The organism is Pseudomonas flexibilis (assembly GCF_000806415.1).
In the GTDB taxonomy this organism is placed as follows: domain Bacteria; phylum Pseudomonadota; class Gammaproteobacteria; order Pseudomonadales; family Pseudomonadaceae; genus Serpens; species Serpens flexibilis.
In genome coordinates this window covers 686604-713248 of sequence record NZ_JTAK01000002.1, presented here as the reverse complement: position 1 = coordinate 713248, position 26645 = coordinate 686604, and the positions used below count along the sequence as shown (strand labels likewise).

The window sequence follows — 26645 nt, the reverse complement described above, 5'->3', positions numbered from 1 at the left end:
TCTATGGCCTGGCGCAGCGCGAAGGATTGATCGGCCCCGCATTCGCGCGTTGCCGCCACGCCTGCGGCGACACCCCGCTCCAGCGCCGGAAGGCGCGCGAGAATGCGGTTTCGTCGCCATACCCCAGGTGCAGCGCCAGCTCGGTGATGGACTGGCCCGACTGGCGCAGCTGCTGGCAGGCTTCCTGGTAGCGCACCCGGTCGAGCAGGGTACGAAAGCTGACCCCGCGCGCCTGCAGGGTCTTCTGCAGCACGCGCGGGTGCTGGCCGAGCAGGCGGGCGGCCACCGGCAGGCTGGCTTCGCCGGTGGTGAGGATCGACTGGAGCACGTAGCACAGCTGCGCCACCGGGTCCTCGGCGATGTCCGCCTGGCCGGCGAACTCGGCCAGCAGGTGGGAGCGCAACGGGGCGGCCTGGGCCAGCGGGCGATGGTTCACCAGCGCACGGTCGGTGATGAAGGCGTTGCGCGCCTGGCCGAAACGCACCTCGCAGCCGAAGAACGCCTCGTAGTGCGGCAACGGTGCGCGCGCCTCATGGCGGATCTCCAGCCGCCGCGGCCGCCAGGCGTCGCCGAACAGGCTGCCCAGGCTGCGGTGCACCACGCCCAGTCCCAGCTCCAGCAACTGGCGCGTGTCGATGTGCTCGCGCAGCGTCAGGCTGTAGCGCATCTCCAGGGCATCGCCCTGCTCCAGCGTCGCCAGTTCGATGCCCTGGGCGTGCAGGTGCACATAGTTGCGGGTCAGGCGCAGCACCTCGGGGAAGCTTTCCGCCTGGGCGAGCAACAGGCCGAACGGACCGAAGATCAGATAGTCGTGCAGGCGGCTCAGGTGCAGGCCGAACAGCGGGTTGCCGGAGCGTTCGGCCGCCAGCGCCAGCGCCTGGCCGAAGCGTGCATAGGGCACATACAGGTCGCGGCGCTGCAGCACCTCGGGGTCCAGGGCACAACGTGGGAGCAGGGATAGCGGGTCGAGGCCATTGGCGCGGCAGAGTGCTTCGAAACCGATGAACACGGCGCTGCGGGCGATCTGGGTCATGGCGGTCCTCGTTCGCAAAATGTCAGGCCGGGCCGCGCCAAGGCTGCCTATGCTCGCCGGCAAAAACAAGAACTACACCGAGGGCACATGAGCAACTCCCTGCACCACGCCGATACCCTGGTGATCGGCGCCGGCCTGGCCGGCATCGTCACCGCGCTGGAACTGCTCGACCGGGGGCAACGCGTCACCCTGCTGGACGCCGGCCCGCGCTCAGCCTGCGGCGGCCAGGCCAACGAGGCGTTCGGCGGCCTGCTGCTGAGCGAAACCCCGGAGCAGAAACGCAACGGCATCCAGGATTCCCCCGCGCTGTTCCTCGCCGACTGGCTGCGCGCCGCGCAGTTCGCGCCGGACGCGCAATGGGGCCGGCGCTGGGCAGAGGACTACGTGGCGCGCAACCGCGTGGAGATCTATGACTGGCTGCATGACCAGGGCATCCGCTTCTTCCCCGCCGTGCAGTGGGTGGAGCGCGGCAACCAGGGCGACGGCAATTCGCTGCCGCGCTACCACGTGGCCTGGGGCTGCGGGCGTGGGCTGGTCGGCACGCTGGCCGCGCGCCTGTTCTCGCACCCGTGCAGCTACCTGCTGGATCTGCTGTTCGAGCACCGGGTGGAGGGCCTGGAGCGGCGCAACGGCGCGGTCAGCGGTTGTCACGGGCACGGCCCATGGGGCGCGTTTCGGGTGCAGGCCGAACAGGTGGTGGTGTGCACCGGCGGCATCGGCGGCGATCTCGGCCGGGTGCGCCAGCACTGGGACACGGCGCTGTACGGCCCCTGCCCCGACAACCTGCTCAGCGGCACCCCGCCATGCGCCGACGGCGCCCTGCATGACCAGGTGCAGGCGGTGGGCGGCCAGGTGGTCAACCTGGGCCAGATGTGGAACTACGCCGCCGGCATCGCCCACCCGGAACCCGAATACCCCGACCACGGGCTGAGCCTGATTCCGCCGCGTTCGGCTTTGTGGCTGGACGCCCACGGCCGGCGTATCGGTCCGCAGCCGCTGGTCACCGGCTTCGACACCCACGACCTGTGCAAGCGCGTCGGCCGACTACCCGGCCAGTACAGCTGGCAACTGATGAACTGGCGCATCGCGATCAAGGAAATGGCCATTTCCGGCACGGATACCAACCCGCTGTTCCGCGACCGCAAGCTGGTCAGGCTGATCTGGCAGACCCTCACCGGCAACAAGGCGCTGGTGAACTGGATGCTGGAGCGCTGCCCGGACGTGGTCAGTGGCAACACGCTGGAGGAACTGGCCGGGCGCATGAACGCCCTCGGCCCGCTGCCGGTGGACCTGGCTGGCATGCGTGCCGATGTGCAGGCCTACGACGCCATGCTCAAGCGCGGCCCAGCGCTGCACAACGACGACCAGCTGCGCCGCCTGGCCCAGCTGCGCCAGTGGCGCAGCGACCGCTTGCGTACCTGCAGGAACCAGCCAATCCTCGACCCCAAGGCCGGCCCGCTGATCGCCATCCGCGAGCGCATCATCAGCCGCAAGAGCATGGGCGGCATGCTCACCGACCTGCAGTCGCGGGTGCTCGACGCGACGGGCCAACCGGTGCCCGGGCTGTACGCGGCCGGCGAGGCGGCGGGCTTCGGGGGCGGTGGGATCAGCGGCATTCGTTCGCTGGAGGGGACATTCCTGAGCAATTGCGTATTCAACGGCCGCCGCGCGGCACAGGCGATTGCACAAGGTGGTTGATTCTGCAGGAGCGAACTTGTCGCGAGCCTTCCCCATAGATTTCGGTTCAGGCCTTGCCACACAACAACATTCACAAGGAGCAGGACATGAAGAAGACCGGCGCGGCACTGGCGCGTTTTGCCCTGGAACAGCTGGGCGTGCGTTTCACCTTCGGTATACCCGGCGTGCACAACACCGAGCTGTATGACGAGCTGAACGCCTCGGAGAAGATCCAGCCGGTGCTGGTCACCCACGAGTGCGGCGCGGCGTTCATGGCCGATGCGGTGAGCCGCACCAGCGACAGCATCGGCACCCTGGTGATCGTGCCGGCGGCGGGTGTCACCCACGCCGCCAGCGGCATCGGCGAGGCGGGGCTGGATGGCATTCCGATGCTGATCATTTCCGGCGGCATCCACAGCGACAGCCCCTACCGCTACCAGTTGCACGACATCGACCAGCACGCCCTGCTCAAGCCCATCACCAAAGCCACTTTCCGCATCGGCAGCCATGCCGAGGTGATTCCCACCCTGTACGAGGCCTACCGCATCGCCACCGGCGGCGAGCCGGGGCCGGTGTTCGTCGAGCTGCCATACAACATCGGCAACTTCCTCGGCGAGGTGGACGAGATGCCGGTTTTTCAGAATGCCATTCCCGCCCCGCAAGCCAACACCGAGGCCCTGCGCGAGGCCGCCCGGCTGCTGGTCAGCGCCAAACGTCCGGGGCTGTTCCTCGGCTGGGGTGCGGTGGGCGCGCAGGCCGAGCTGGTGCGCCTGGCCGAGCTGCTGGACGCGCCTGCCTGCACCACCCTGCAGGGCCTGAGCGCCTTCCCGGGTAACCACCCGCTGCACGTGGGCATGGGCTTCGGCGACTACGCCGTGCCGGCGGCCGCCAACGCCTTCACCGGCTGCGACTGCCTGCTGGCGGTGGGCACGCGCTTCTCGGAAATCCCCACCGGCAGCTACAGCATGCCGGTGCCGGACTGCCTGATTCACGCGGACATCAACCCGGAGGTGTTCAACGCCAACTTCCCTGCCCGGGTCACGCTCGAGGGCGATGCCGCGCAGCTCATCCCGGCGCTGCTGCGCGAGGTGGAAGCCCTGCAGCCGGCCGCGCGCAGCGGCATGGCCGAGCGTATCCGCGCCGACAAGGCGGCCTACCGTGACGAGTGGTTCAAGCACGACAGCCAGGGTCGAGTGAACCCGGCGCGCTTCTTCGCCGAATTGCGCAGCCAGCTGGACGACGAGGCCATCGTGGTCGCCGACGACGGCAACCACACCTTCCTGATCGCCGAGCTGATGCCGATCCATGGCCCGCGCCGCTACCTGTCGCCCAGCGACTTCAACGCCATGGGCTACTGCATCCCGGCGACCATCGGCGCCAAGCTGGCCAATCCGGACAAGACCGTGGTGGGCGTGGTGGGCGACGGCGCGCTGCGCATGACCGGCCTGGAGCTGCTCACCGCCAGCCAGCTGCGGCTGGGCGTGCCGCTGTTCGTGTTCAACGACGGGGAGCTGTCGCAGATCGCCCAGGCCCAGGAAATCCCCTACAACCGCAAGACCTGCACGGTGCTGCAGCCGCTCAATATCAAAGCCCTGGCCGAGGCGACCGGCGCCGCCTTCGTGGCCATCGACGGCAACGACGGCTGCGCAGAGGGCATCCGCCAGGCGCTGCAACTCGCCGCGCAGAACCGCCCGGTGCTGGTGGATGTGCGCGTCGATTACTCCAAGCGCACTCGCTTCACCCAGGGGGTGGTCAAGGCCACCCTCAAGCGCTTCACGCCCCGGGACAAGGTGCGGGTGATCGGCCGAGCGCTGTGGCGCCGGGTGACCGGTTGATCAGGAAAGACGGCTGCGGAACAGTGCCTGGTGCTCCCGGCATTGCTTCGCCGCCAGCAGGAACACGCCATGGCCGCCGTGCTCGAACTCCAGCCAGGTGAAGTCCACTTCCGGGTACAGGGCCTGCACATGCACCTGACTGTTGCCCACTTCCACCACCAGGATGCCCTGCTCGGTGAGGTGGTCGGCGGCTTCGGCGAGCATGCGCCGCACCAGGTCCAGGCCGTCATCGCCACAGGCCAGGCCCAGGGCCGGCTCGTGGTGGTACTCGTCCGGCATGTCGGCGAAGTCCTCGGCGTCCACGTAGGGCGGGTTGGAGACGATCAGGTCGAAGCGCTGGCCGGGCAGGCCATCGAAGCCGTCGCCCTGTACGGTGTAGACGCGATCCTCCAGTCCATGCTTCTCGATGTTGCAGTTGGCCACTTCCAACGCATCGAAGGACAGGTCGCCGAGCACCACTTCCGCTTCCGGGAAGGCGTAGGCGCAGGCGATGCCGATGCAACCCGAGCCGGTGCACAGGTCGAGGATGCGCGCCGGCTCGGCCGGCAGCCAGGGCGCGAAACGCTGACTGATCAGCTCGGCGATCGGCGAGCGCGGTACCAGCACGCGCTCGTCCACCTTGAATGGCAGCCCGCAGAACCAGGCCTCGCCGAGCAGGTAGGCAGTCGGTACGCGGTCGACCACGCGGCGCTCGATCAGGCTGCCGAGCAGGTCGCGCTCGTGGTCTTCCAGGCGGCAGTCCAGGTAGGCGTCGGTCATTTCGTACGGCAGGTGCAGGGCACCCAGCACCAGCATGCGGGCCTCGTCCCAGGCGTTGTCGGCTCCATGCCCGAAGTAGATTTCCTCAGCCTGGAAACGGCTGACCGCCCAGCGAATGTAATCGCGCAAGGTACGAAGGCGGGTGGGCAGAACGGACACAATGAACTCTCCTGGGCAAATGCGCGGCATTTTATCCCAAGCAAGACCGTCCGTCCCGCGCAATGGGACCAAGTGCCATCATTTTGATGCTGGAAAAACGTCGCAAGCCGATTCACAAGTGTTACCACTGAGGCCACAATGCCGTCCTCGCGTTTCAGGAGATACCCATGACCCAGCCGCTTTCCATGCTCCAACTGTACGGTCGCGCCTATGCGCCGGCCACGCTGGGCAATGCCACCCTGCTGATCATCGACCCGCAGCAGGAATACCGCATGGGCACGCTGGCCCTGCCGGGCCTGGAGCCCGCCATGGCGCAGATCGCCGAGCTGATCGCCGCCGCGCGCAGCCAGGGCCGCCCCATCATCTACGTGCGCCACCTGGGCATTCCCGGCGGCCTGCTCGACCCGCAAGGCAAGCGGGGTCACTTCCTGCCGGAACTGGCGCCGCAACCGGGCGAAACCGTGGTGGAGAAGCGCCTGCCGAACGCTTTCGCCGGCACCGACCTGAATGACCGGTTGATGGCTCACGGACATCTGGACTTGATCGTCTGCGGCTTCATGACCCATTCGAGCATCAGCAGCACCGTGCGTGCCGCCAAGGACTACGGCTACCGCTGCACCCTGGTGGATGCGGCCATCGCCACCCGCGACATCCCGCTGGGCGAAGGCACCCTGGCTGCCGCCGACCTGCACCGCATGGAAATGGCCGCCCTGGCCGACAACTTTGCGGTGGTGGTACCCCACGCCCGCGACGTGCTCTGAGCCTCCCGTCGCCCGCCAGCGAACCCGCGCAGCCGGCCCAGGTCTCACACCGGCTGGCTCGTGAGGTGCAACGGCATGAAGTTCTCCGACAATTTCTCGACCCGCCCGGCGCCACGCCGCTGGAGTTGGCGCCTGGGCGGCCTGGCCGGCGCGCTCGGCGCCACCCTGGGCGTTCTGCTGGTCATGGCCGGCACCGCCACCCTGCTGGGCCGCCCGCCTGCTCTCGGCGAACTGAACGACAGCCCCGCCAATGCCTGGACGCTGCTCCTGCTGGGCATCGCCCTGCTGATCCTGGGTATCTTCATCTGGCGCCACTGCCGCCAGCGGTTGCGCATCCGCGAGGATCTCGGCCTGTCGCCGCACCTGATGAAAAAGCGCGACTGAATCGGGAGTAAACTAGCGGCCCTCAGGAGGTCGCATGAACCAAGACGACGATTTTTCCCTCTTCAGCCAGGCCGTGCGTGGCGTTCGCCGCATCCAGGACGATCGCGCCGACACCGGCAAGCCACGCGCCGATCGCCAGCAACTGGCCAACCGTCGACAGAACGCCACCCAGCGCAGTGACACGCTCCGTGTCGATGGCCTGTCCGACCAGTTCGTCATCGACGTGGGTGCCGAGGACGAACTGCACTGGGCCCGCGACGGGGTGCAGGATGGCCAGATGCGCAAGCTCAAGGCCGGCCAGATCGCCTTCGAGGGCAGCCTCGACCTGCACGGCATGACCGTGGAAAAGGCCCGCGAGACGCTCTGGGAGTTCCTCGCCGAGGCCGCGAAGCTGGAAGTGCGCTGCGTGCGCGTCACCCATGGCAAGGCCGCGCGCCTGGACGGCAAGCGCCCGCTGATCAAGAGCCACGTCAACACCTGGCTGCGCCAGCATCCGCAGGTGCTCGGCTTCACCTCCTGCCTGCCGCGCCACGGCGGCACCGGCGCCCTCTACGTGCTGCTCAAGCGCACCATGCTGGACGGCCGGGACGAATGAAGCGCCGCACGGCAAGCGATAATTCCTCATGCAGAAACGACGACCCACGCCACGCGCGGGTATCGTGAGGCTTGCAGCCGGACGCTTGCGTCCCTACCCTGCGCGCCTCGTGCTCATTTCCATGCCCGACAGGTAAACCAATGTCACTGGAACAACACTACAGCTCGATCCTCGAACAACTCGGCGAGGATGTCGCCCGCGAAGGCCTTCGCGATACGCCCAAGCGCGCCGCCAAGGCCATGCAGTTCCTCTGCCGCGGTTACGAGCAGACGCTGGAAGACGTCACCAACGGTGCGCTGTTCAGCTCCGACAACAGCGAAATGGTGCTGGTGAAAAACATCGAGCTGTACTCGCTGTGCGAACACCACATCCTGCCCTTCATCGGCAAGGCCCACGTGGCCTACATGCCCAACGGCAAGGTGCTGGGCCTGTCCAAGGTCGCGCGCATCGTCGACATGTACGCCCGCCGCCTGCAGATCCAGGAGAACCTTACCCGGCAGATCGCCGAGGCCATCGAGCAGGTCACCGACGCCGCTGGCGTAGCGGTGGTCATCGAGGCCCAGCACATGTGCATGATGATGCGCGGCGTTGAGAAGCAGAACTCCTCCATGGTCACCTCGGTGATGCTCGGCCAGTTCCGCAGCAATGCCGCCACGCGCAGCGAATTTCTCAGCCTGATCCGCTGAGGTCGCCGCAAACGTCGCGGAAGTTGCTTCGCGACAGCACTCGCAGCTTCCCAAGGAGCGCTTGCTAGAGCCCTTGGGCCTGTGATTTACGCTAATGGGTGCCGGAGCCGACGTGCTCCGCGCGCCAATTCAGCCGCTGCACCTGAACACGCACCGGGAAAAACGCGACGACACACGCAGCGAAACGGACTGACATGGCTGCCTCACTTCTGATCCGCCACGCCCTGCTCGGCCTGTTGCTGGCCCTCTGCGCCGGCTGTGGCCACCTGTTCTACTTTCCCGAGCCCGGCCTGCGCGGCACCCCCGCGCAGGCCGGTGTGCCCTACGAGGACGTGCATTTCCAATCCGCCGACGGCACCCGCCTGCACGGCTGGTACCTGCCGGCCCGGAGCCAGCCCCGTCGCGGGCTGATCTACTTCCTGCACGGCAACGCCGAGAACATCAGCACCCATTACGTGGCAATGAGCTGGTTGAACCGCCATGGCTGGGACCTGTTTCTCATTGATTACCGGGGCTTTGGCCTTTCCGAAGGCACTCCGGATATCCACGGCGTCAACCAGGATGCCCGCGCCGGTCTTGCCTGGGCAGTGGCCCGGGCACGACAGGAGCAGCTGCCGCTGGTGGTCTACGGCCAGAGCCTGGGCGGCGCCACCGCAGCCACCGTGGTCGCCCACAGCCAGCCCGGCGACGTGCAGGCCCTGGTGCTGGACAGCGCGTTCTCCGGCTATCGGCTGATCGCCCGGGAAAAGCTCGGCGATGTCTGGCTGACCTCCCCGCTGCGCTACCCGCTGGCCTGGACCATCCGCGACGACTTCAGCCCCGACCGCTACCTGCATCAGCGCCCGCCCATGCCGCTGCTGATCCTGCACGGCTGCGCCGACCTTACCGTGCCCTGCAGCCACGGCGAGCGCCTCTACCACACCGCCGCCCCGCCAGTCTGGCTGTGGCTGGATCCGCAGCGCCGCCACGGCGAAATGCTCTACACCAGGCACTGGCGCGAGCAACTGGTGAAGTGGCTGGAACAGCAGGTGCCAACGCCCTGAACCAGTCGGGCGATGGCCTGTCTCTGAAAGAACGGCAGACGGAGAAGCTGCCGTTACACGGAGACCCATCGCATGGATGCCCTGGCCCTCACCCTCGGCTGGCTGGCCTTACTGGCCGCCGCGCTCTGGCTGGCTTCGCTATACGTGCTGGCGCGCACCTTCCCCCTTGATCCCTGCGCCGCCCCACGCCTGACGATGCGCCATCAGGCCGCACTGCTGGCGGTTGCGGCCTGGTGCCTGCTGCCGGCGCCGGTATCCCTCGGCGACACGGTACTGCGCCCCGAAGCAGCAGTGTTGGTCACGGTCGGTACGCTGGCCGCCGCCTGGTTCGGTTACCGCGCTTTATGCGATGCCCTGCAGCGCCGCCCGCTGTTGCTGGCGTTCGTGCTCTACGGACTGCTCGGCTACGCCGTGTGGGGCTACCACCAGCTGTTCGGCGGCAGCGGCGCCTACCTGCACAGCGGCGCGCTGCTGGTGACCCTGATGGCCAGCAACCTGCACGGCGCGAGCCGGGCAACCCAGCCCTGCGCCGCGCGCGCCAACCTGCGCAGGCGGCACAATCGCTACCTGACCCTGCCCCTGCTGTTCACCCTGCTCTGCGCCCACGCGCCGGACTTGATGGCCAATCCCTACGCCTGGCAGTTGCTGCTGCTGATCGGCGGCCTGCTGGTGCTGATCTGGTACGGACTGGAGCAGGCGCTGACGCCGAAATGGGCGCTGTCCAGCGCCCTCGGCGTGCTGGCGCTGTATGTAGCCATGCCGGACGGCCTGCAACGCGAAGCCCGCGCCAGACCGGCAGCACCGTCGTTCGCGGCGGCCTTCAAGCACGCCATCCCGACGCCCGAGCCACTGGACACCCACCGGGAATTCGCCCTGGTGCAACGCATCATCCAGGACCGCTGCCTGGAGTGTCATTCCCGCACACCCAGCAACCCGGTCTTCCAGGCCACGCCGCTGGTGCCGACCTTCGACACGCCAGAGCAGATCCTCACTTGGAAGCGCGCCATCCATGAACAGGCCGTGGCCAGCCAGAACATGCCGCTGGCCAACCTCACCCAGATGAGCCAGGCCGAGCGGGATCTGCTGGGGTTGTGGATCGAAAAAGGCGGGAGGATCGAGTAGGCGGACAACGCTCTGGCTGACACGAAGCGGCCTGCGCCAGTCGCGTTTGTCCCGCGGTTGCTGACCCGAGCGCAGCGTCTGCCTAGTAGAAATACCAGCGCAGTTGCAGCTGCACTTCCGTTTCCGGCGAGGACCATTGGCTGAATTCGCGTTGCGCACTCATTCGGATGCCGAGATTCTCACTCAACTCCAGTTGCTGGCTGAGGCTGAGGCGCCGGCGCACTTCACCGTTATGGAAATAGTCGCCCTGGGCCTCGAGCAGCAGATTGCCAGCTGCATTGCGCCAGAGCAGACCGGCATCGAAACCGGCTGCCGGACTGAGCGCGGCGGCGAAGTCACGATTGTGTTCAAGGCGTACGGTTCCCATGGCGAATCCGAGCAGTCCTTCGCCAAGGCTCCAGGAGAAACCGCCCCCTCCGTTGAAATAGCCTGCCAGGCGTTCTTTTCCATCTATCCCGAGCACCCGCTCGGCGCCGGTTGCAACTTGCCAGGACCAGGGCTTGAGCAGGCGGGTACGCGGCGTGAGCGAACGGATACTGATGAGATCAAATTGCTGAACCTGCCAGTGATTGCCTTCGTACTGGCGCACCCTCAACTCTCCCAGCTCGATCTGCGCCCCGAGCGGAAAACCGTCAAGGTTGTCGAGCAGGTCGTGATACGCCATGCGCAGGCCGTATTCGGCGAAGGCGCGATCACCGCGATTGCCGACACCCAACAGCAAGGCGCGCGACCGATGGCCGTCTTCGGGCAACAGCGGCCGCTGGACGTCCAGGCGCGGCGGCGGGTTGCGGTTGATCGCCTGTAACAGGCGATAACTGCGGTCAGCGGTGGCAGCATCACGCTCGGCGCCGCTCTTCTGGTAGCGCAGCAGGCGGTAGGCACCGTCCTGAATCAGCGCGCGGCGTTCGGCCGGCAGGGCCAGATATTCGCCATCCTGCAGCACGGTGTCATCTTCGGCCAGACGTTGTACCCAGCCCTGCTCGTGGCTATCCAACGGCGCGACACGCGCCAGCAGCTCATGCTCACGGGAAGGTCGGTAATCGATGCGCTCGATCAGCCCGGCGTCCTTCACCGCCCGCACGGTATCGGCAGGGATTGCGGTCAGGGGAAATTGATCGGTCAGCTCAAGCCCCGGCCGGGCGATTTCCAGCAGCTCGAGCAACCGGTAGGAGCAGTTTTCGTCGAAGAAGAAGTAATCGAACTGGATCTGCCGCAGCTCCCACACATGCTCCAGCATGCGCCCGGTTTCCTCCGCGGTAAGACTCAGGCGGTACTCCCACAGGTCGCGGTTCTCCAGGCGGCTGTATTCACTGATTTTCTCGCGGTAAGGCATCAGCGAGAACAATCCGGGATACCCGCCCATCAGCCCCTTCCAGGCATACAGGATGCTGTTGTCCATGCCCTCGATATAGGCGCCGAAGTTGATTGCAGAACTCAGCAGTGGGCTGCCCTCGCGGTCGATATCCACGGGGTCGATGCGCAGCAAGGTATGGCCGAACATCGACGAAGGGCTGTTCAGGTAGGCCGCCGGGAACACCAGCACGGTGCTGTGCGGCGCGATGTCGTTGTACCAGGTGTCGAACTCCGCACAATTCACCTTCGGCAGATCGTTCAGTGACAGCTGGTCGCGCAGCCAGCGCGTGCGGGCCGGATAGAGACATTGCGGATGGCGGTCACCGAGCGCGGGGTCGCGGTACAAGGCCGGGATAGTCGCTCTCAGCTCGGCGAGCGGGTCCTTCTCCCCATGCTCGGCAAGGAAATATTCATCATCGTCGACATAGCTGCGCCAGCCGCCCAGCGTGCCGCGCTCGTAGTGCCCCAGGGACAACCAGAACGGTTCATTGGCCAGGATCTGCAAACGGTCGGGTGTGATGTGCGGGGCAGCCTGCGACAAGCTACAAGCGCCGCTCAGCAAAAGGGGAAGCAAGCGTCGAAGCATGAAAAGCCAATAGCGGGAGGAGCACATGAATATGCCCGCCGTGGCGGGCATACCGAAAAGAGTCGGGCGTCCCGTAGAACGCCCGCAGCCTTGTTAGGCCTTGTCGGCGTACTGAGCCAGACGTGCGTCTTTCTTCAGCACTGCCAGGGTAGCAGCATGGACCTGCTCGGCGGTGACGTCAGCCGAGCTGAAGATTTCGTTGAAATGGCTGTGGGTCACAGCGGAGAAGTGCGCACGGTCTTCCGGCTGCACGCCCAGCACGACTGCGAAGGTGGTCAGCGCTTCGCCTTCACCCTTGGCCATGTCTTCGGACAGCTCGTTCATGATGCTGCCCAGCACCAGCATCGACTTGCCACCGTAGGTCAGGGTGCCGTTGGTGGAGCAGCCGTTGGTGCCGGAGGTCATGCCGAAGGTGGCGTTGCCGGAAGTGCCGTTGGTGATGGAAGCCACCAGGTGCGACGGCAGGCCCTTCTGACCTTCGAACAGCATGTTGCCCCAACCGCAGTTCGGGCCACCCGGCGCTTCAGCGAATGCGTTCAGCGAGGCGGCAGCAATCAGAGTACCGAGCAGAATCCGTTTCATAGTTATTTCTCTTCTTCAAGACGATCATTAAGTGTCGGCTAACCCGACAGGGGTTACAGCTTTCGGCAATCACCCTAGAGCTGTCAAGGCACATAAGTGCTGATTGCAATTTGTACTCGGAAACCTCCAGCGGGGTCTGACGCGGATCAAATAACCGTCATGAGTACCGGGACTAAAAGTGTGAACTGGATCACTTCGACGTGATATCAGGAACGAATTTGGTACGAACGCTTACGGTTTGACCATCAAACGCCGGTAGCTATCTGTTCTGCGTGCTGCCGGCAATGCCGATACTGAAGCACGGACCACCGTACGAGCAGCTCAACCGCCCGCCACCCTGCGCACCCGCTCTGGAGCTGTGCATCGACCCTTGCCCAGGCCCTGAATCAATGGCACCGTTCTGGCCTAAGCCTTTGACAAGGGAGTTGCCGTGCAGCAGACGCGTATCGCCCTCCTGATCGATTGCGACAATGTCAGCCACAACGCCGTCGAGGGGGTTCTGGAAGAGCTGGCCAAATACGGCATGGTTAATGTCCGCCATGCCCACGGGGATTGGAAAAGCGAACATTTAACCGGCTGGGTCGAACGTCTTCACCCCTTTGCCATCCGACCCATGCAGCAATTCGCCTATACGAAAGGAAAGAACGCCACCGACGCAGCGATGATAATCGACGCAATGGATCTGCTGTACAGCAAGAACATCGATGCCTTTGCCCTCATGACCAGCGACAGCGACTTTACACCGTTAGCACATCGACTACGGGAAAGTGGCCTCCCTGTTTACGGATTTGGCGAGAAAAAAACACCCTCGCCCTTCGTTCAAGCCTGCACGTCGTTTATTTACGTAGAGAACCTGATGGGTTCCCCCGATGATGAAAAGGCCATTGCCGAGCGCCCCAAGAAAAAGACCCGCAACGAACTCCGCGGTGACACCAGCCTGGTTCGCCTGCTCCGGACCGCGGCCGATCAGACCGCCGACGACGATGGCTGGTCGAACCTGAGCAACGTCGGCGATTACATACGAAACAACAGCTCTTTTTCGGCGGTGAACTATGGATATCAGAAGCTGGGCGATCTGATCCGGGTATCGGAGCTTTTTGAAATCGACATGCGGTTTGATGGAACAGCCATGTTCATCCGACCCATCCGCAAGCAGACAGCGCAGGCCGTTCCCGAACTCACCATGTGCTGAGGTCAACAGCACGGCGCCTGGCGTTTAGAGCCAGGCGCCCGATAGCCCTTTCAATACCAGAACCCTACCCGTGGGCCGACACCGATGAGTTTTTCCAGCTACCTGGCAGCCATTGCCGACAGCGATCTGTTTGGCCTGCTGGCCGCTTACTGCCTTTTCATCGCCCTCGTCGGCCTTCTTGAAAGGTACCGAAGCACCCGAACGTATCGGGTAATGGCCTTTTTCGGACTAATGATCCTTCCGGTACTGCATGGCCTTGGGACCTACTTTCTCAACCAGGCTCCTGCCTGAAGAGCGTGATAAGCCGCTCCAGACACACAGATTCCGATCGAAGAGGCCAGCCTACTGCTTTTCCTGCTCCTTCCTGGCATGCCGTAGCTCGAAGCCACGCAGAATAACGTAGGCGATCAGCGCAAAGATGAAGAACACCAGCAGCATCCAGGCGATGCCCTGCAGGGTTTCGATGATGGTTCGGTACACCTCCAGCACCCAGCGCGCCGTGTTCAATTCGATGATTTCCTCGTCCTTGGCGCGAGGCGTCACATATTGTTCCAGCGCCCAGATGCGCACCCCACCGGAAATACCCACCACATAAATGGCGAAGGTGATGTAGCGGTGCCACGCCGACCCCAGCTCTCCGGAAACCAGCCGGGCGAGGATATTGCCGATCGGCTTGTCGAAAATGCGTGCGACGAGGAAGCAGACCGCGGCCGAAACGGCCAGGGTGACAACTAGTAGCCAGACAAACATGGGGACGACCCTCCGTTTCTGCGGGCAGTGAAGCCGACCGCGCCCCGCCGCGTCAAACAGGCCGGATTTCGCCGAGCCCAAGCACTGAGCCCAAGCACTTTCCGTGCAAAGCCTAGGCAACCGGCGCCCAGCGCCCCACCACCTCGGCCACCCAATCCATGAACACTCGCAACCTCGCACTCACATGCCGGTTCGGCGGGAAAGCCACATACAGCGGCATGGGCTCGACGTGCCACTCCTCGAACAACGGCACCAGTTCGCCCCGTTCGAGGTGCGGCGCGCCCATGTAGTCGGGCAGCCAGAGCACGCCCAACCCGGCGAGGCCGGCGGCCAGGTACGCATTGCCGTCGTCGACGGCCAGCATATGACGGCCGCGCACATATAGGCGCTGGTCGCCACATTGCAAGGCGTAGGGCTGGACCTTGCCGGTACGCGCCCAGAGAAAACCGACGATGCGGTGGTGACTGTCCTCCAGTTCCTGCGGATGCCGGGGAACGCCGGCACGCTGCACGTAGCTGGGCGCAGCATAGGCCCGCAGACGCAGGCTGCCGATGTGGCGCGCCACCAGCGACTGGTCGGCCAGCTCGCCGCCACGGATCACGCAGTCCACATGCTCGCCAATCAGGTCCACCACCCGGTCGCTGACCCCCATGTCCAGCTGGATGTCCGGGTAGCGCGCATGAAAATCCGCCAGGGCGGGAATCAGCACCAGGCGCGCCAACGGGCTGGGCACATCCACCCGCAGTCGCCCGCGCGGTTGCGCTGCCGCACCGGCCAGGCTGGCTTCTACTTCTTCCAGATCGGCCAGCAGGCGCACTACGCGCTCGTAGTAGACGGCGCCGTCGGGCGTCAGGCCGACCCGGCGCGTGGTGCGGTTGAGCAGCTTCACTCGTAGGCGGGTTTCCAGCTGCTGCACCAGTTGGGTGACGCTGCTTTTGCTCAGGTGCAAGTGCTCGGCCGCCTTGGTGAAGCTGCCCACCTCCACCACACAGGCGAACGCCCGCATCGCCTCGAACCGATCCATGCGCGCTCCGATTGTTTGGAAATGCAAAACAGTGAGGGCGGATTTTGCGCGTTTATCGCCTCATCTGGCGACTCTAAAGTGGGCGGGTCATTTTTTCGGGTCAACGACCCTTTCAGGAGGCCTTATGGCACAGCGTGATGTGGTGTTTCCCAGCGGGCGGCAGGCGTTGTACGAGCGCAACCGCTATTCCCCGGCCATTCGTTCCAACGGCTTCCTGTTCGTATCCGGGCAGGTCGGCAGTCGCGAAGACGGCTCCCCCGAGCCGGACCTGGAGGCCCAGGCACGGCTGGCCTTCGACAACCTGAACGCGGTGCTGGCAGCGGCCGGCTGCACCTTTGCGGATGTGGTGGACGTGACCCTGTTCGTGGTCGACCCCGAATCCCGCCTCGACACGCTCATGAAGGTGCTGCCGGATTACTGGGGCGAAGCGCCCTACCCGACCCTGACCGGCGTCGGGGTAACCTGGCTGTCGGGCTTCGCCTTCGAGATCAAGGTGGTAGCCATGTTGCCGGAGCCGGACCAGCCCTAACCCCGTGGACCGGCGACTGTCCCCGCCGGAACCCGACCTCGAGCCGCGCACTCAGACGGTTATGCCCGGACTCCGACCGAGGCAAGGAGGCAAGACCATGGCCATTCCCTACCGGCGGCTCGACAAGCAGAGCGCCGCCGTGCTGCTGGTCGATCACCAGACCGGCCTGCTTTCCCTGGTGCGCGACATCGAGCCGGACCTGTTCGTCAACAACGTGCTGGCCCTGGCCGATCTGGCCCGCTACTTCGAGTTGCCGACCCTGCTGACCACCAGCTTCGAGAACGGCCCCAACGGGCCGCTGCTGACCGAGCTGAAGGAACGTTTTCCCGATGCCCCCTATATCGCCCGGCCCGGGCAGATCAATGCCTGGGACAACGAGGAATTCGTCGCTGCGGTGAAGGCCACCGGCCGGCAGCAACTGATCATCGCCGGCGTGGTCACCGAAGTCTGCGTGGCCTTCCCGGCCCTGTCGGCCATCGAGGAGGGTTTCGAGGTGTTCGTGGTCACCGATGCCTCCGGCACCTTCAACGCCCTGACCCGGGACTCGGCCTGGGCGCGCATGAGTGCCGCGGGGGTGCAGCTGATGAGCTGGTTCGGCGTGGCCTGCGAGCTGCATCGCGATTGGCGCAACGACGTCGAGGGCCTCGGCAGCCTGTTTGCCAGCCACATTCCCGACTATCGCAACCTGATGGTCAGCTACGCGCAACACGCGAAATAGCGGGCCTGCGGAGGCGCGCATGACGCCTGTCGAACCCTTCTTCCGCACCGCCGGCGACGGCTGCGGAGTGCTTTGCTTCCACGCCAATGCGAGCAGCTCAAGCCAGTGGCGCAGCCTCATGGAGCGGCTGTCTGGGGATTACCGGGTATTCGCGCCGGACAGCTACGGCGCCGGCAAGACGCCGCACTGGGGTGGCGGCCGGCTGCTGACCCTGGCCGACGAGGTCGACCTGATCGAGCCGCTGCTGCTGCGCGCCCGGCCGCCGCTGGTGCTGGTGGGCCATTCCTACGGTGGCGCCATCGCCCTGCTCGCCGCGCTGCGTCACCCCGAGAAGGTGCGCGCCCTGGCGCTGTACGAACCGACGCTGTTTTCCCTGCTCGACGCCGAGTCGCCGCCACCCAACGCCGCCGATGGCATCCGCAGCACCGTCACCACCGCCATTCGCGCGCTGGAGGCCAACGACCCGAACGCCGCCGCCGAGTGCTTCATCGATTACTGGATGGAACCCGGCGCGTGGCAACAGATCCCGAAGGAGCGCAGGCCGGCCATCCTGGCCAGCATCGTCAATATCCCGCACTGGGCCCATGCGCTGACCCGGGACCCCACCCCGCTGGATGCCTTCCGCCGCCTGGACATGCCGGTGCTGTACATGACCGGCGAGCGCTCGCCCGCCTCGTCACTGGCCGTGGCCCGTCTGCTGGCCGGCGCCCTGCCCGACGTGCGCCGGGTCGACTTCGCCGGACTCGGGCATATGGGGCCGGTCACCGATCCGGAGCCGGTGAACGATGAGATCGAACGGTTTCTGGCGAGCCTCCCGCGCCATTAACGACGGCGCTACACGCCCCGCTCGTTGTTCCAGATCAGCACGTGCAGTTGCGGCAGCACCCGGGGCCGGTACCAGCGGTCGGCGGCGATGCGCTCGACCAGCCAGCGCAGCTGCGCGTTGAGGGCCTGGGTGTCGGCCTCGCGCGCCGGCTGCTCCGGCGTGGCCGGTGTCGGGTTGCAGGGCTGCAGGAACAGCTGCAACTGCGGGTAATTGGCGGCCAGGGCCCGGGCCCACTGGTAGTCCGCCTCGTCGACGATCACCAGCTTGAGACTGACCTGGGTCTCGGCCCCGGCGGCGGCCAGGCAGGCGTCGAAGCGATCCTGGCGAAACGGCATGCCCGAGGACGGCGGCTTGGGGCTGAGGGTCAGATAGTCGAGTGCGTCGAACCAGGGCTGCGCCTTGCTGCCCTGGGTTTCCATGGCGAAGCGATGGCCCTGCAGCTGGCCGAGCAGCAACAGGGGTTCGAGCGGCTGCAGCGCCGGGTTGCCGCCGGACAGCGTGACCAGAATCGGCTCGCCGCCGCTCAGCCGGTTGATCTCGGCCAGGATCGCCTCGGCGTCCATGGGCTGCCAATCGGCGCGGAATGCCGGGTCCACCGCGTAGCGGGTGTCGCACCAGCTGCAGCGGAAGTCGCAGCCGCCGGTGCGCACGAATACCGTGGGCATGCCGATCAGCGCGCCCTCGCCCTGGATGGTCGGGCCGAAGATCTCGCTGATGGCGATCATGGCCGGTACTCCGCCCAGGTCTTGGGCGTTTCCGACACCGCCACGGCGCTTACCTCGGGCCAGCGGGCGCGGGCCCAGTCATACAGATGGCGGGCCAGGCGTTCGGCGGTGGTGCATTCGTCGCCCAGCACCTCATTGAGGTGGCGGTGGTCGAGGGTGTCGTCGATGTAGTCCTTGAACGCCTGCAGCTCCAGGTAGTCGCGCACGAAGCCGTAGGGGTTCAGTTGCTCGCCCTTGAGCTCCAGCACCACCACGTAGTTGTGGCCGTGCAGGCGCGCGCAGGGGTGGCCGTCGGGCATCTGCTTGAGCTGGTGCGAGGCGGAGAAGTGGAACTCTTTCTTTATGGTGTACATGCGTTGACCCTCGCCACCGCGTCCCGCCAGTACTGCGAGTCCTTGTAGGGTGTGGGGTCGGGCGTGCCGGCCAGCACCATGGCTTCGATGCGCTCCACGCAGGTGCCGCAGCGGCCGCAATGCAGGTCGCCGCCTTCGTAGCACGACCAGGTGTCGGCCACCGGCACGCCGAAGCGCGCCGCGTCGCGGGCGATCTCGGTCTTGTCGGTGTTCACGTAGGGCGCCAGCAGCGCCACCTCGGCGACGCCGTCCAATGCCCGGGCCTGCATCTCGCCGAACAGGCGGATGAAGTCGGGGCGGCAGTCCGGGTAGATGAAGTGGTCGCCACCGTGTACGGCCAGGGCCACGGTATCCAGCCCGCGCGAGGCGGCCACGCCGAAGGCGATGGTGAGCATGATGGCGTTGCGGTTGGGCACCACCGTCACCTTCATGGTTTCTTCGCTGTAGTGGCCGTGTGGCACGGCGATGTCATCGGTGAGGGCGGAGCCGGAGAGCTGGCGGCCGATCTGGCCGATATCCATCACCAGATGGGGCACGGCGAGCCGCTGGGCGGCCAGGCGGGCGGCGTCGATTTCTTTGCGGTGGCGCTGACCGTAGTCGAAGGTCAGCAAGGCGCCGAGGGACTGCTCCGCCGCCAGCCGGTAGGCCAGGGTCACGGAGTCGAATCCGCCGGAGCAGATCAACAGAGCGTTCATAGGGTGTCCTTGTTTTGTCCGGGTAGGCTGCGACCGGTAACGCGGCGGCCATTGTAACGGCCGGTCTCGGCTTGTCCATGCTGGCGCAGATTGCCGGCTGCCATGCATACGATTAAGCTACGCGCCGTATACATTTCATATACGGATCATTTCATGGGAATCGTCAAAATCTCCGACGGCATGCACGAGAACCTGCGCACCGCCAGCGTCGCCCTCAGCCGGTCGATCAACGCCCAGGCCGAGCACTGGATGCGCCTGGGCATGCTCGCCGAACTGTATCCGGATCTGGATCACCGCGAGCTGTCCCGCTTGCTGATTCGCGCCGAGCAGCAGGGCGGGCTGGATATCGGGCGCTTGTGCGCGCTGCCGGCGGAGCCACCGCTGCCGCACGCGGCGGGAGAAAACTGATGAGCCGCCGCATTCCCCTGCACTCGCCAGCGGAAATCGCCTGCGCCCGCGAAGCCGGCCGGCTGGCCGCCGAGGTGCTGGCGATGATCGCACCCCACGTGCAGGCCGGCGTCAGCACGGTCGAGCTGGATGCGCTGTGCCACGAGTACATCATCAACGTGCAGCGCTGCATTCCCGCCAACCTGGGCTACCACGGCTACCCGAAGACCATCCTCACGTCCGTCAACCAGGTGGTCTGCCACGGTATTCCGTCCGCCCAGGTGCTGCGCGACGGCGACATCGTCAATATCGACGTGGCGGTGATCCGCGATGGCTGGTACGGCGACACCAGCCGCATGTTCTTCGTCGGCGAGCCCGACGCGGCGGCGCGCCAACTGGTGGAAGCCACCCACGAAGCCATGTGGGCCGGCATTCGCGCGGTGCGGCCGGGCGCCACGCTGGGCGATGTCGGCCACGCCATCCAGCGCGTTGCCGAGCGCGACGGCTACGGTCTGGTGCGCGAGTACTGCGGCCATGGCATCGGCCGCGTCTACCACGATGACCCGCAGGTGCTGCACTTCGGCACCCCCGGCAGCGGCGTGCGCCTGCAGCCGGGCATGATCTTCACCATCGAGCCGATGCTGAACGCCGGCAAGCGCCAGGTGCGCAGCCTCGCCGACGGCTGGACGGTGGTCACCCGCGACAACTCCCTCTCCGCGCAGTGGGAGCACATGGTCGCGGTCACCGACGGCGGTTTCGAGGTGCTTACGCAGTGGCCGGACGCCGGCGACGCCTCCCCTTCCCTGGCCCGGCATATGGCAGTCGAAGCCTGAGGAACGCCGCGCTCAGACCGCCACCGCCTGGCGCTGCGCGATGGCCGGCGCGAGCAGGAAATCCAGCACCGCATCGCGGGTCTCCAGGCAGGCGCGCTTGTGTTCGACATCGATGAAATGCCCGGCCCTGGCGACGCGGTGGAAGTCGCACTGACGCGCATGCTGGGCGAACAGGCGGGCGTCCTGGGGAGTGGTGTACTCGTCCCATTCGCCGTTGAGAAACAGCAGGGGAATGTCGATGGCATCGGCCTGGCTGACGCAGGAGCGCCCTTCGTGGTGCAGCACGGTGTCGACGTGGAACTTCATCTGTGCGTACTCGTAGAGTTCCAGCGAACGGATGTGCCGGTGGTTGTAGCGCTGGTACAGCGACGGCAGGTGCTTGCCGATGGTGCCGTTGACCAGCGCGGCGATGCCGTCGCGGTCGCAGGCGCCCAGCACCTGGGAACCGCGCTCCAGGTAGTCGAGCATGGCGCCGTTGATCACCGGCGAGAACGAGTAGATCGCCGCCTTGCGCACGTGCCGAGGGCGGCGCGCCAGCGCCTTGAGGCTGGCGATGCCGCCCCAGGAAAACGACAGCAGGTGGTCGGCTTGGAAGTGCTCGATCAGCCCGACGATGATGTCCGCCTCATCCTCGCGGCTGAGCAGCCGCTGATGGTTGTTGTGGCGCCGCGACTGGCCGGCATACGGCAGATCGAACAGCACGACGTTGAAATGCGGCTGCAGGTAGCGGAGGGTCTGGGCAAAGGATGTCAGGGTGGACAGCGAGCCATTGACCAGCAGGATGGTCCCTGCGGGCGTCCGGCTGCGATGCAGCTCCGTGTAGATCCGGTGAGTTCCTTGAATATCCAGCACAGCGATTTCCGCTTTCATCTGGCGTGCCTCCCTAATGGCAACTGACGAGTTCCTGTTTCATCCGGCATGCCTTACCCCTCGCGCGCGGGTTCCCGGTTGCGCACGATTCGGCAGGCATAAGTAAAAAAGGCCCCCCGGCGACCGAATACGAACTGGCCGGCAGGCTGATGGATGGGGGCATGTGTGGCGGGTCATCCCGCGCGTGGCGTGTCGCGCCTCGACCCGAGGCGGGCACCGCTCTGTCTTGTTAGCGCCCCCAGTGAAGCAGTGGTGTGTGACGGCAACAAGTCAGGCCCGAGGAATTCGCATCCATCCGCCCAACGGTCGTCGGGCAGCGGAAAAGGGCCGATTTTCAGAACCTTGCAGACGCCACCGGTCACGTGGTGTTCGTGATGGGCGTATGCGGTGCCTCGGCCGACCCAGGTGTGGGTTATGCCGGCTTACGAGGGAGGTATGGGCGGTGTGGGAGGCGGCAGCTGTTTCTACAGCCTCAACGCAGCGCGAAAAGGCACGCGACATGGGCTGCGGAGCGGCAAGCCGTGTCGCGATTGTCAACTACAACAGGACTGTCAACGTTCGTAATTAAACGTGCTGTGCCGTACTAGTGGCAGATGCCCGTGACGCTGGTTCTCGCCCAAAGCAGGCTGCCCCCTGCATCAGTGCTTTATATTCTTCCACGCAAATACCGAGGCCAAAATAACGATACCAATGGCAGCACCAAAATATAGCGTAGCGATCGTAGCGCCAATCTGTACCGCCTGCTCAAGGAACAGGACCACCAGAATCAGAACAGCCACCTGGCTTATCGTTATCTTTAAATCATGAAAGCTATTAATATCCAGAGGGTTCTTGGCTTCTTTTTCATCAATAGACGTTGGACGGATAAACAGACGGTAGAGGCTCACCGCCATAATCTGAAAGGTGATCGCGATCAGCAGAAGATCCAACAGCTTCAGGAGGCGAACCGCAAGAATTTTGCCGCCGTCAGCAGAGGCAGGCACATCACGCACAAAATCCAGCGCGGTATTGAAAATTATATTAACCGAGGCACCGTACAAGAGCAAAGACGACACCGCACAGATAAGAACCGCCACCAACACGGTAAACCGACTGCCCCTGAAAACTTTCTCAATCATAACTCCTCCGGGCCGCGTCAAAACTTCAATTGTAGACTCAGATCTTCCTCTTAACCGATCTCACCGACCGTCTATCACCCCGTTAAAATCATGCCATTTACTGCATTAGTCGAACACGGGAGCCACAGACTTGCTGCGGACTTATCAGCAACCACAAAGTGCAGGCTCCTAATGTCCAACTTGCTTCTCCTTAAGCACACAACTATCAAGCTAACGAGCGAAATCATTGACAACTGAGCGCATTGCTATGTCTTCTCTACAACCTCAACCTTAATGCCCTCATGCTTCGTATAGGTCCAGAGAATTCCAGAGAAAGTGAGAAACACCCCTGCAATTAGCAGTAATGATGCAAGCCCCTTGTTCTGAGTGATGAAATTCGCCAACGAGGCCAATGCTAAAAACAGTCCGCACCTGAAGAGAAAGCCACCAACTCTGAATCGACGATGCAAGGAGTGATGCCATTGGATATTAGCCTTACACTCTTCGCACACAGCCACCGATAGACCACCCCAGAAACTATTCATTCGGCGTTGAACCTTTTGCGAAACTCTTGTTTCGCATTTTGGGCATCTTAGGTCTAGCTGCTGGTTAAGATCCATTTTTCCACCTTATACCCAGCCCCAAAAGGGCGAAAACAGCCGATTGTTATGCATCTTGCTCCGGAAGTAGCTGCGGATTCCAGACAACCTCCCACAAATGGCCATCAAGATCCTGAAAATAGCCAGCGTAACCACCCCAGAAAGTATCATTTGCCGGTTTTACAATGCTGGCGCCGGCACTTTCAGCCTGTGCCATTACTTCATCAACCTCGGATTTAGACATCACGTTATGGCCAATGGAAAACTCTGTCGAGCTCGGACTCTTCAGTTGTAGTCCAGAATCATGAGCAAGGCTCTGCCTCGGCCAAAGAGCTAGCTTTAGGCCGGCACTTAGATCGAAAAATGCCACAGCCCCATACTCGAACTCTTTTCCAACAATTCCCTCGGCCGGAAGCCCAAGACCATCCCGGTAAAACCGGACAGCTTTCTCAAGGTCAGCTACGCCAAGTGTGATAACGGAAATTCGAGGCTTCAATGTTTCTGTCTCCTTGATGCATAGCGCTGGACCTAAGCGGCGGCCGCGCAGGTGAAACTTTAGCAGGCGTCCTTCTAGATGAATTGTTAGGCCCCTAGGCCTCGATGGCAAGAATTAGATGTACTGGGTACATGGCATACACCATAAGGATGGTGATGAAAAAAGCCGCGAATGAGGCCGCTCCAAGATAAGACCGTAAGCCTGCTGAAAATATGGATGCCACAAGAAAGGCAGCAATAAGGATTGGTACCGCGAGCCAGCCTGCGCCAATAGAGAAGGCTAGCTCGGACCAAGCGGGCACACTTCCATACATAGAGGTGAAGACACTCTTGAGTTGCTCGGCGGCTGTTGTATGAGACCAATACCGGGCAATTAGCGCCTGCAGGCCTGCGAACAGTGCCAAAAGGATTGCGGCGAATGCTTTCATGCGGGCCTCCTTGGCCTAACGTTCAGGTTATGAGGCGGCGACGCCCCATTGTGCAAGCGAACGTGAACCACCTATTAGAAATTTCAGTCAACCACAAAAAGCTTGGCACCCACCTTTGTGGATGAGCGGTGCGGTTCTGCTCCGTCAGCCACTTGGTAACTCATTCCGGGAGCCAAGGTAAACCTGCGCCCATCAGGGAGTTCTGTATCGAGTTCGCCTTCCAAGCATAAAAGGATATGACCTTTTGAGCACCAATGATCTGCCAGATAACCTGGCGTGTACTCAACCATGCGAACACGGATAACTCCAAACTGGCACGTTCTCCAGTAAGCGGCACCCGTCTCGCCATGATGCTCCGTCGCTTCAATTTTCGACCAGTCGGTGGTCCCGAATGGTATTCCTCTAATTTCCATGGCGAGGCCTATAACGTTTTAACGATTAAGCTAAGGGGCGGCCAAAAGCGCAGTTTTTGGACGTCCAGCGAACGAAGTTAGCGATAGTTGAGCGCATTGTTAGGCGCGCACAACAACTGGTAGCTCTTGGACGGACTCAACTGAGACCGAACTGCATTTTATTTTGCCACCGAAACCCCAAATTGATTCAATTAGGACTACCATTTCTCCATTCTCGATAGGCGTGAACTTGATTGAATTTATGACGTTCTGGTGATTGAACTCTGATATGGATATGTCGCTGATGCCACCAAAATTAAAATTTACCAAGATGCTTTTGGTGATTGCGAGCTCATAGTCGGCGGTTCCTGCACCAACCTCAGTGTACTGCCTGACACGCACGACCAAATTTGCAATTGGAGAGTTTGCGTCTAGTGGCAGCGCAGGTGATGCGGAAAAGGATATGACCTCTGCGTCATGGAAGCCTGGCCAGAACCCTAGGGTTTCGACAACTTTCTCCGATCCGTGGATTAGCTTTGTAGTTTCCATGCGAGCCTAACGCTGAGCTAAGCCGTGAGCGAAGGCGGCGCGGAGCGCCGACATAGCGAGTCGGCTTGAGCGACGTGTTATAAGTCCATTATTTGTTTGGGTCATAGACAAACGCTTTTGAGTCCCATTGAATTTCATGATTTTCAACATGAACGTTCCAGATTGCGTTTGGAATCAGCCGCCTAATTTCACTTAGAAGCTTGCACCAGTGCTGTACACCTACCCAGGTAGCGTCTTCGGTGTTGTTTGGGAGCGTAGTGGAGCCGGAGAGGACTACCTTTGTTTCGTTGGCCTCAGAAAAACTGAATGACTCCCAGTTGAGCCCTTTTCCAGTTTTTAGATATTTTTCAATGTCGTTATCTACCGAGTATTTTTCAACCAACCCGTCGATGGCTTTCTTTTCGGCATCTGTCAGAGGCGCGACCCGCACAACTTTGTAATAGATGGCAACGCTCATGTCACATAGCCTTATAACGCGCTCTGCGGCAAATTTGTAGCGCAGCGGAAATTTTTTCCGATAGCAGCACTTTGTTATGCATTACTTACCGTAACCAGCTTTACTTCTGTTTGCACTCCGAGATACTCATAAACTGCCCGCACCTTTTTTACAAAGTTCTCATCTCTAGATAATAATAAATTACAAAATGAGGCCATTGATGCGTGACTATTATCACTCATAGCGGCAATAAATCGTCTTTCCTTATGTACTTTGGAGTCGGGAAAGTAGCCAAGAGTGTTAAGCATGTTATACATACCGGTTACCTTCTGGTGTAGATGGTAAGGTCTGTCAGGGTAGATAGGGTTTATGCGGATCTGGAAAAAATCTTCTAAGCTGTTGATGTGGTCGTTTTTTGGAAGCTTAGCTTTGAAGGCATCCCATATTTTCTCGATCACATTCGGTGGCTCTAAGTTATTTAATTCCTTTGGACCTATACCCACTGACTCTCTATAGGATTTTATTCCATTCCACTCCTTCGTATCAGGAATGTCTTTTGACATCGTATTTTCAAGCTCATGTAGTGTAGATTTATATTGCTCCATCATCAGTTCGGAACACTCTTTAATCTGCACCCTCATTTCAGCAGGAAGTTCATCAGCGTTTGCGAGCATACCGCCCATAAGCTGTTCGAAAGCAGCCAACTGTTCCTCATGAATATCAGAAATGCTATCACCCGATCTTCCGCCAGAGAACTTGAACAGCCACTGGTGCATTGAGTTTTCAATGCTTCCATATTCATCATCATTGCTACAGTATTCTTCGAATACTTCAAATACGTCCCTACTAGTGATGGTCGCTTTGTCAGTTACAATGAAGCCAGGTAGCTCAACAACGATTTTTAAATGATATGAATCAAGGTTTTTTAAAACAATAAGAAAGTCGCTTTCATAGCCAGCAGAGCGTCTTATCTCTTTGAGAGTTTCGTCAGAATAAACAATCTGGAACCTGTTCATAAGCTCTCGCCCAAAACTACCCACACCATTTTTAACGAAAAGGTCGAGTATGTTTTGATCTAAGTAGAGCGTCGGCTTTCCTGAATATCGCGGTGTAGAATCCATACTCATCTCAGCTTGCATAACGCGAAATTAAGGGGCCGGCGGTACGCCGGT

Annotated in this window: 31 protein-coding genes; 14 read left to right on the top strand and 17 right to left on the bottom strand. The window is 62.6% G+C overall.

Going from position 1 to position 26645, the window contains the following annotated elements; all coding sequences use genetic code 11:
- Position 1: 1 nt before the first annotated feature.
- A complete protein-coding gene (locus PT85_RS07125; RefSeq protein WP_039606269.1) occupies positions 2-1033 on the bottom strand; it encodes an AraC family transcriptional regulator in 1032 nt (343 codons plus the stop codon).
- Positions 1034-1120: 87 nt separating this feature from the next.
- On the opposite strand from PT85_RS07125, the gene PT85_RS07120 reads away from it, so the two are divergent.
- Positions 1121-2731 (top strand): FAD-binding dehydrogenase, encoded by a 1611-nt coding sequence (locus PT85_RS07120; RefSeq protein ID WP_039561707.1) that lies wholly within the window; start codon positions 1121-1123, stop codon positions 2729-2731.
- 86 nt (positions 2732-2817) lie between these two features.
- Positions 2818-4545, top strand: a complete 1728-nt coding sequence (locus PT85_RS07115) for a thiamine pyrophosphate-binding protein (protein WP_039606268.1) — start codon at positions 2818-2820, stop codon at positions 4543-4545.
- On the opposite strand, the gene prmB is transcribed toward PT85_RS07115, so the two are convergent.
- A complete protein-coding gene (prmB, locus tag PT85_RS07110; RefSeq protein ID WP_407681082.1) occupies positions 4546-5454 on the bottom strand; it encodes a 50S ribosomal protein L3 N(5)-glutamine methyltransferase in 909 nt (302 codons plus the stop codon). It abuts the gene before it with no gap.
- 176 nt (positions 5455-5630) lie between these two features.
- On the opposite strand from prmB, the gene PT85_RS07105 reads away from it, so the two are divergent.
- The 6 genes from PT85_RS07105 to PT85_RS07080 all read left to right on the top strand — a co-directional run bounded on the left by PT85_RS07105 (position 5631) and on the right by PT85_RS07080 (position 10054).
- A complete protein-coding gene (locus PT85_RS07105) occupies positions 5631-6224 on the top strand; it encodes a cysteine hydrolase family protein (RefSeq protein WP_027590470.1) in 594 nt (197 codons plus the stop codon).
- 75 nt (positions 6225-6299) lie between these two features.
- Positions 6300-6608, top strand: coding sequence for a hypothetical protein (locus PT85_RS07100; RefSeq protein ID WP_027590471.1), 309 nt, complete (start codon positions 6300-6302; stop codon positions 6606-6608).
- A gap of 34 nt (positions 6609-6642) precedes the next feature.
- Positions 6643-7203: a Smr/MutS family protein gene (locus tag PT85_RS07095; RefSeq protein ID WP_027590472.1), complete on the top strand. Its 561-nt coding sequence runs from the start codon at positions 6643-6645 to the stop codon at positions 7201-7203.
- A 140-nt stretch (positions 7204-7343) separates the two neighbouring features.
- Positions 7344-7889 carry a GTP cyclohydrolase I FolE gene (gene folE, locus PT85_RS07090; RefSeq protein WP_027590473.1) on the top strand — a complete coding sequence of 182 codons (546 nt, stop codon included), beginning with the start codon at positions 7344-7346 and terminating at the stop codon, positions 7887-7889.
- Positions 7890-8083: 194 nt separating this feature from the next.
- On the top strand, positions 8084-8932 hold the full coding sequence (locus PT85_RS07085; protein ID WP_037008908.1) for an alpha/beta hydrolase: 849 nt from the start codon (positions 8084-8086) through the stop codon (positions 8930-8932).
- Positions 8933-9004: 72 nt separating this feature from the next.
- A complete protein-coding gene (locus PT85_RS07080) occupies positions 9005-10054 on the top strand; it encodes a urate hydroxylase PuuD (protein ID WP_052237625.1) in 1050 nt (349 codons plus the stop codon).
- A gap of 82 nt (positions 10055-10136) precedes the next feature.
- Here the strand turns inward: PT85_RS07080 and PT85_RS07075 are convergent, their stop codons facing one another.
- Complete coding sequence (locus PT85_RS07075; RefSeq protein ID WP_039606386.1) at positions 10137-11993, bottom strand: Lnb N-terminal periplasmic domain-containing protein; 1857 nt, start codon at positions 11991-11993, stop codon at positions 10137-10139.
- Between the two features lie 93 nt (positions 11994-12086).
- On the bottom strand, positions 12087-12575 hold the full coding sequence (locus PT85_RS07070) for a DUF3015 domain-containing protein (RefSeq protein WP_027590475.1): 489 nt from the start codon (positions 12573-12575) through the stop codon (positions 12087-12089).
- A 430-nt stretch (positions 12576-13005) separates the two neighbouring features.
- On the opposite strand from PT85_RS07070, the gene PT85_RS07065 reads away from it, so the two are divergent.
- Positions 13006-13767: an NYN domain-containing protein gene (locus PT85_RS07065; protein ID WP_039606266.1), complete on the top strand. Its 762-nt coding sequence runs from the start codon at positions 13006-13008 to the stop codon at positions 13765-13767.
- A gap of 342 nt (positions 13768-14109) precedes the next feature.
- Here PT85_RS07065 and PT85_RS07055 read toward each other — a convergent pair whose 3' ends face one another.
- Positions 14110-14517 (bottom strand): hypothetical protein, encoded by a 408-nt coding sequence (locus tag PT85_RS07055; RefSeq protein ID WP_027590478.1) that lies wholly within the window; start codon positions 14515-14517, stop codon positions 14110-14112.
- Positions 14518-14629: 112 nt separating this feature from the next.
- Entirely contained in the window at positions 14630-15541 is a 912-nt protein-coding gene (locus PT85_RS07050; protein ID WP_039606265.1) for a LysR family transcriptional regulator, read from the bottom strand.
- Positions 15542-15665: 124 nt separating this feature from the next.
- On the opposite strand from PT85_RS07050, the gene PT85_RS07045 reads away from it, so the two are divergent.
- From PT85_RS07045 to PT85_RS07035, 3 genes are all read left to right on the top strand, one after another.
- Entirely contained in the window at positions 15666-16070 is a 405-nt protein-coding gene (locus PT85_RS07045) for a RidA family protein (protein WP_039606264.1), read from the top strand.
- A 97-nt stretch (positions 16071-16167) separates the two neighbouring features.
- Entirely contained in the window at positions 16168-16788 is a 621-nt protein-coding gene (gene ycaC, locus PT85_RS07040) for an isochorismate family cysteine hydrolase YcaC (RefSeq protein ID WP_039606263.1), read from the top strand.
- A 19-nt stretch (positions 16789-16807) separates the two neighbouring features.
- Entirely contained in the window at positions 16808-17614 is an 807-nt protein-coding gene (locus PT85_RS07035) for an alpha/beta fold hydrolase (protein WP_039606262.1), read from the top strand.
- An 8-nt stretch (positions 17615-17622) separates the two neighbouring features.
- Here PT85_RS07035 and queE read toward each other — a convergent pair whose 3' ends face one another.
- The 3 genes from queE to queC are packed head-to-tail and all read right to left on the bottom strand — an operon-like array spanning position 17623 to position 19495.
- Positions 17623-18339 (bottom strand): 7-carboxy-7-deazaguanine synthase QueE, encoded by a 717-nt coding sequence (gene queE / locus PT85_RS07030; protein WP_039606261.1) that lies wholly within the window; start codon positions 18337-18339, stop codon positions 17623-17625.
- Positions 18336-18692, bottom strand: coding sequence for a 6-pyruvoyl trahydropterin synthase family protein (locus PT85_RS07025; RefSeq protein WP_039606260.1), 357 nt, complete (start codon positions 18690-18692; stop codon positions 18336-18338). The genes queE and PT85_RS07025 overlap by 4 nt, the downstream gene beginning before the upstream one ends.
- Positions 18680-19495, bottom strand: coding sequence for a 7-cyano-7-deazaguanine synthase QueC (gene queC, locus PT85_RS07020; RefSeq protein ID WP_267958198.1), 816 nt, complete (start codon positions 19493-19495; stop codon positions 18680-18682). The genes PT85_RS07025 and queC overlap by 13 nt, the downstream gene beginning before the upstream one ends.
- Before the next feature lie 45 nt (positions 19496-19540).
- Here queC and PT85_RS07015 point away from each other — a divergent pair, with 45 nt between their 5' ends.
- Together PT85_RS07015 and map are read left to right on the top strand one after the other, a co-directional pair.
- Positions 19541-19795: a ParD-like family protein gene (locus tag PT85_RS07015; protein ID WP_039606258.1), complete on the top strand. Its 255-nt coding sequence runs from the start codon at positions 19541-19543 to the stop codon at positions 19793-19795.
- Positions 19795-20607 (top strand): type I methionyl aminopeptidase, encoded by an 813-nt coding sequence (gene map, locus PT85_RS07010; RefSeq protein ID WP_039606257.1) that lies wholly within the window; start codon positions 19795-19797, stop codon positions 20605-20607. The genes PT85_RS07015 and map overlap by 1 nt, the downstream gene beginning before the upstream one ends.
- Positions 20608-20619: 12 nt before the next feature.
- Here map and PT85_RS07005 read toward each other — a convergent pair whose 3' ends face one another.
- The 8 genes from PT85_RS07005 to PT85_RS18275 form a co-directional block, all read right to left on the bottom strand.
- On the bottom strand, positions 20620-21477 hold the full coding sequence (locus tag PT85_RS07005) for an alpha/beta fold hydrolase (protein ID WP_039606256.1): 858 nt from the start codon (positions 21475-21477) through the stop codon (positions 20620-20622).
- Between the two features lie 638 nt (positions 21478-22115).
- Positions 22116-22595: a YqhA family protein gene (locus tag PT85_RS07000; protein WP_039606255.1), complete on the bottom strand. Its 480-nt coding sequence runs from the start codon at positions 22593-22595 to the stop codon at positions 22116-22118.
- Between the two features lie 645 nt (positions 22596-23240).
- Entirely contained in the window at positions 23241-23669 is a 429-nt protein-coding gene (locus tag PT85_RS17745; RefSeq protein ID WP_074467481.1) for a VOC family protein, read from the bottom strand.
- Between the two features lie 94 nt (positions 23670-23763).
- Positions 23764-24096 (bottom strand): hypothetical protein, encoded by a 333-nt coding sequence (locus PT85_RS06995; protein ID WP_039606254.1) that lies wholly within the window; start codon positions 24094-24096, stop codon positions 23764-23766.
- An 83-nt stretch (positions 24097-24179) separates the two neighbouring features.
- Positions 24180-24509 carry a DHCW motif cupin fold protein gene (locus PT85_RS17740; protein ID WP_074467482.1) on the bottom strand — a complete coding sequence of 110 codons (330 nt, stop codon included), beginning with the start codon at positions 24507-24509 and terminating at the stop codon, positions 24180-24182.
- Positions 24510-24608: 99 nt separating this feature from the next.
- A complete protein-coding gene (locus tag PT85_RS18530; protein WP_074467483.1) occupies positions 24609-25037 on the bottom strand; it encodes an Imm50 family immunity protein in 429 nt (142 codons plus the stop codon).
- An 88-nt stretch (positions 25038-25125) separates the two neighbouring features.
- Positions 25126-25494, bottom strand: a complete 369-nt coding sequence (locus PT85_RS17730) for a hypothetical protein (protein ID WP_197058165.1) — start codon at positions 25492-25494, stop codon at positions 25126-25128.
- Positions 25495-25568: 74 nt separating this feature from the next.
- The gene (locus PT85_RS18275) at positions 25569-26600 is read right to left on the bottom strand and encodes a hypothetical protein (RefSeq protein WP_234702675.1); all 1032 of its coding nucleotides are present in this window, start codon (positions 26598-26600) and stop codon (positions 25569-25571) included.
- Positions 26601-26645: the final 45 nt, after the last annotated feature.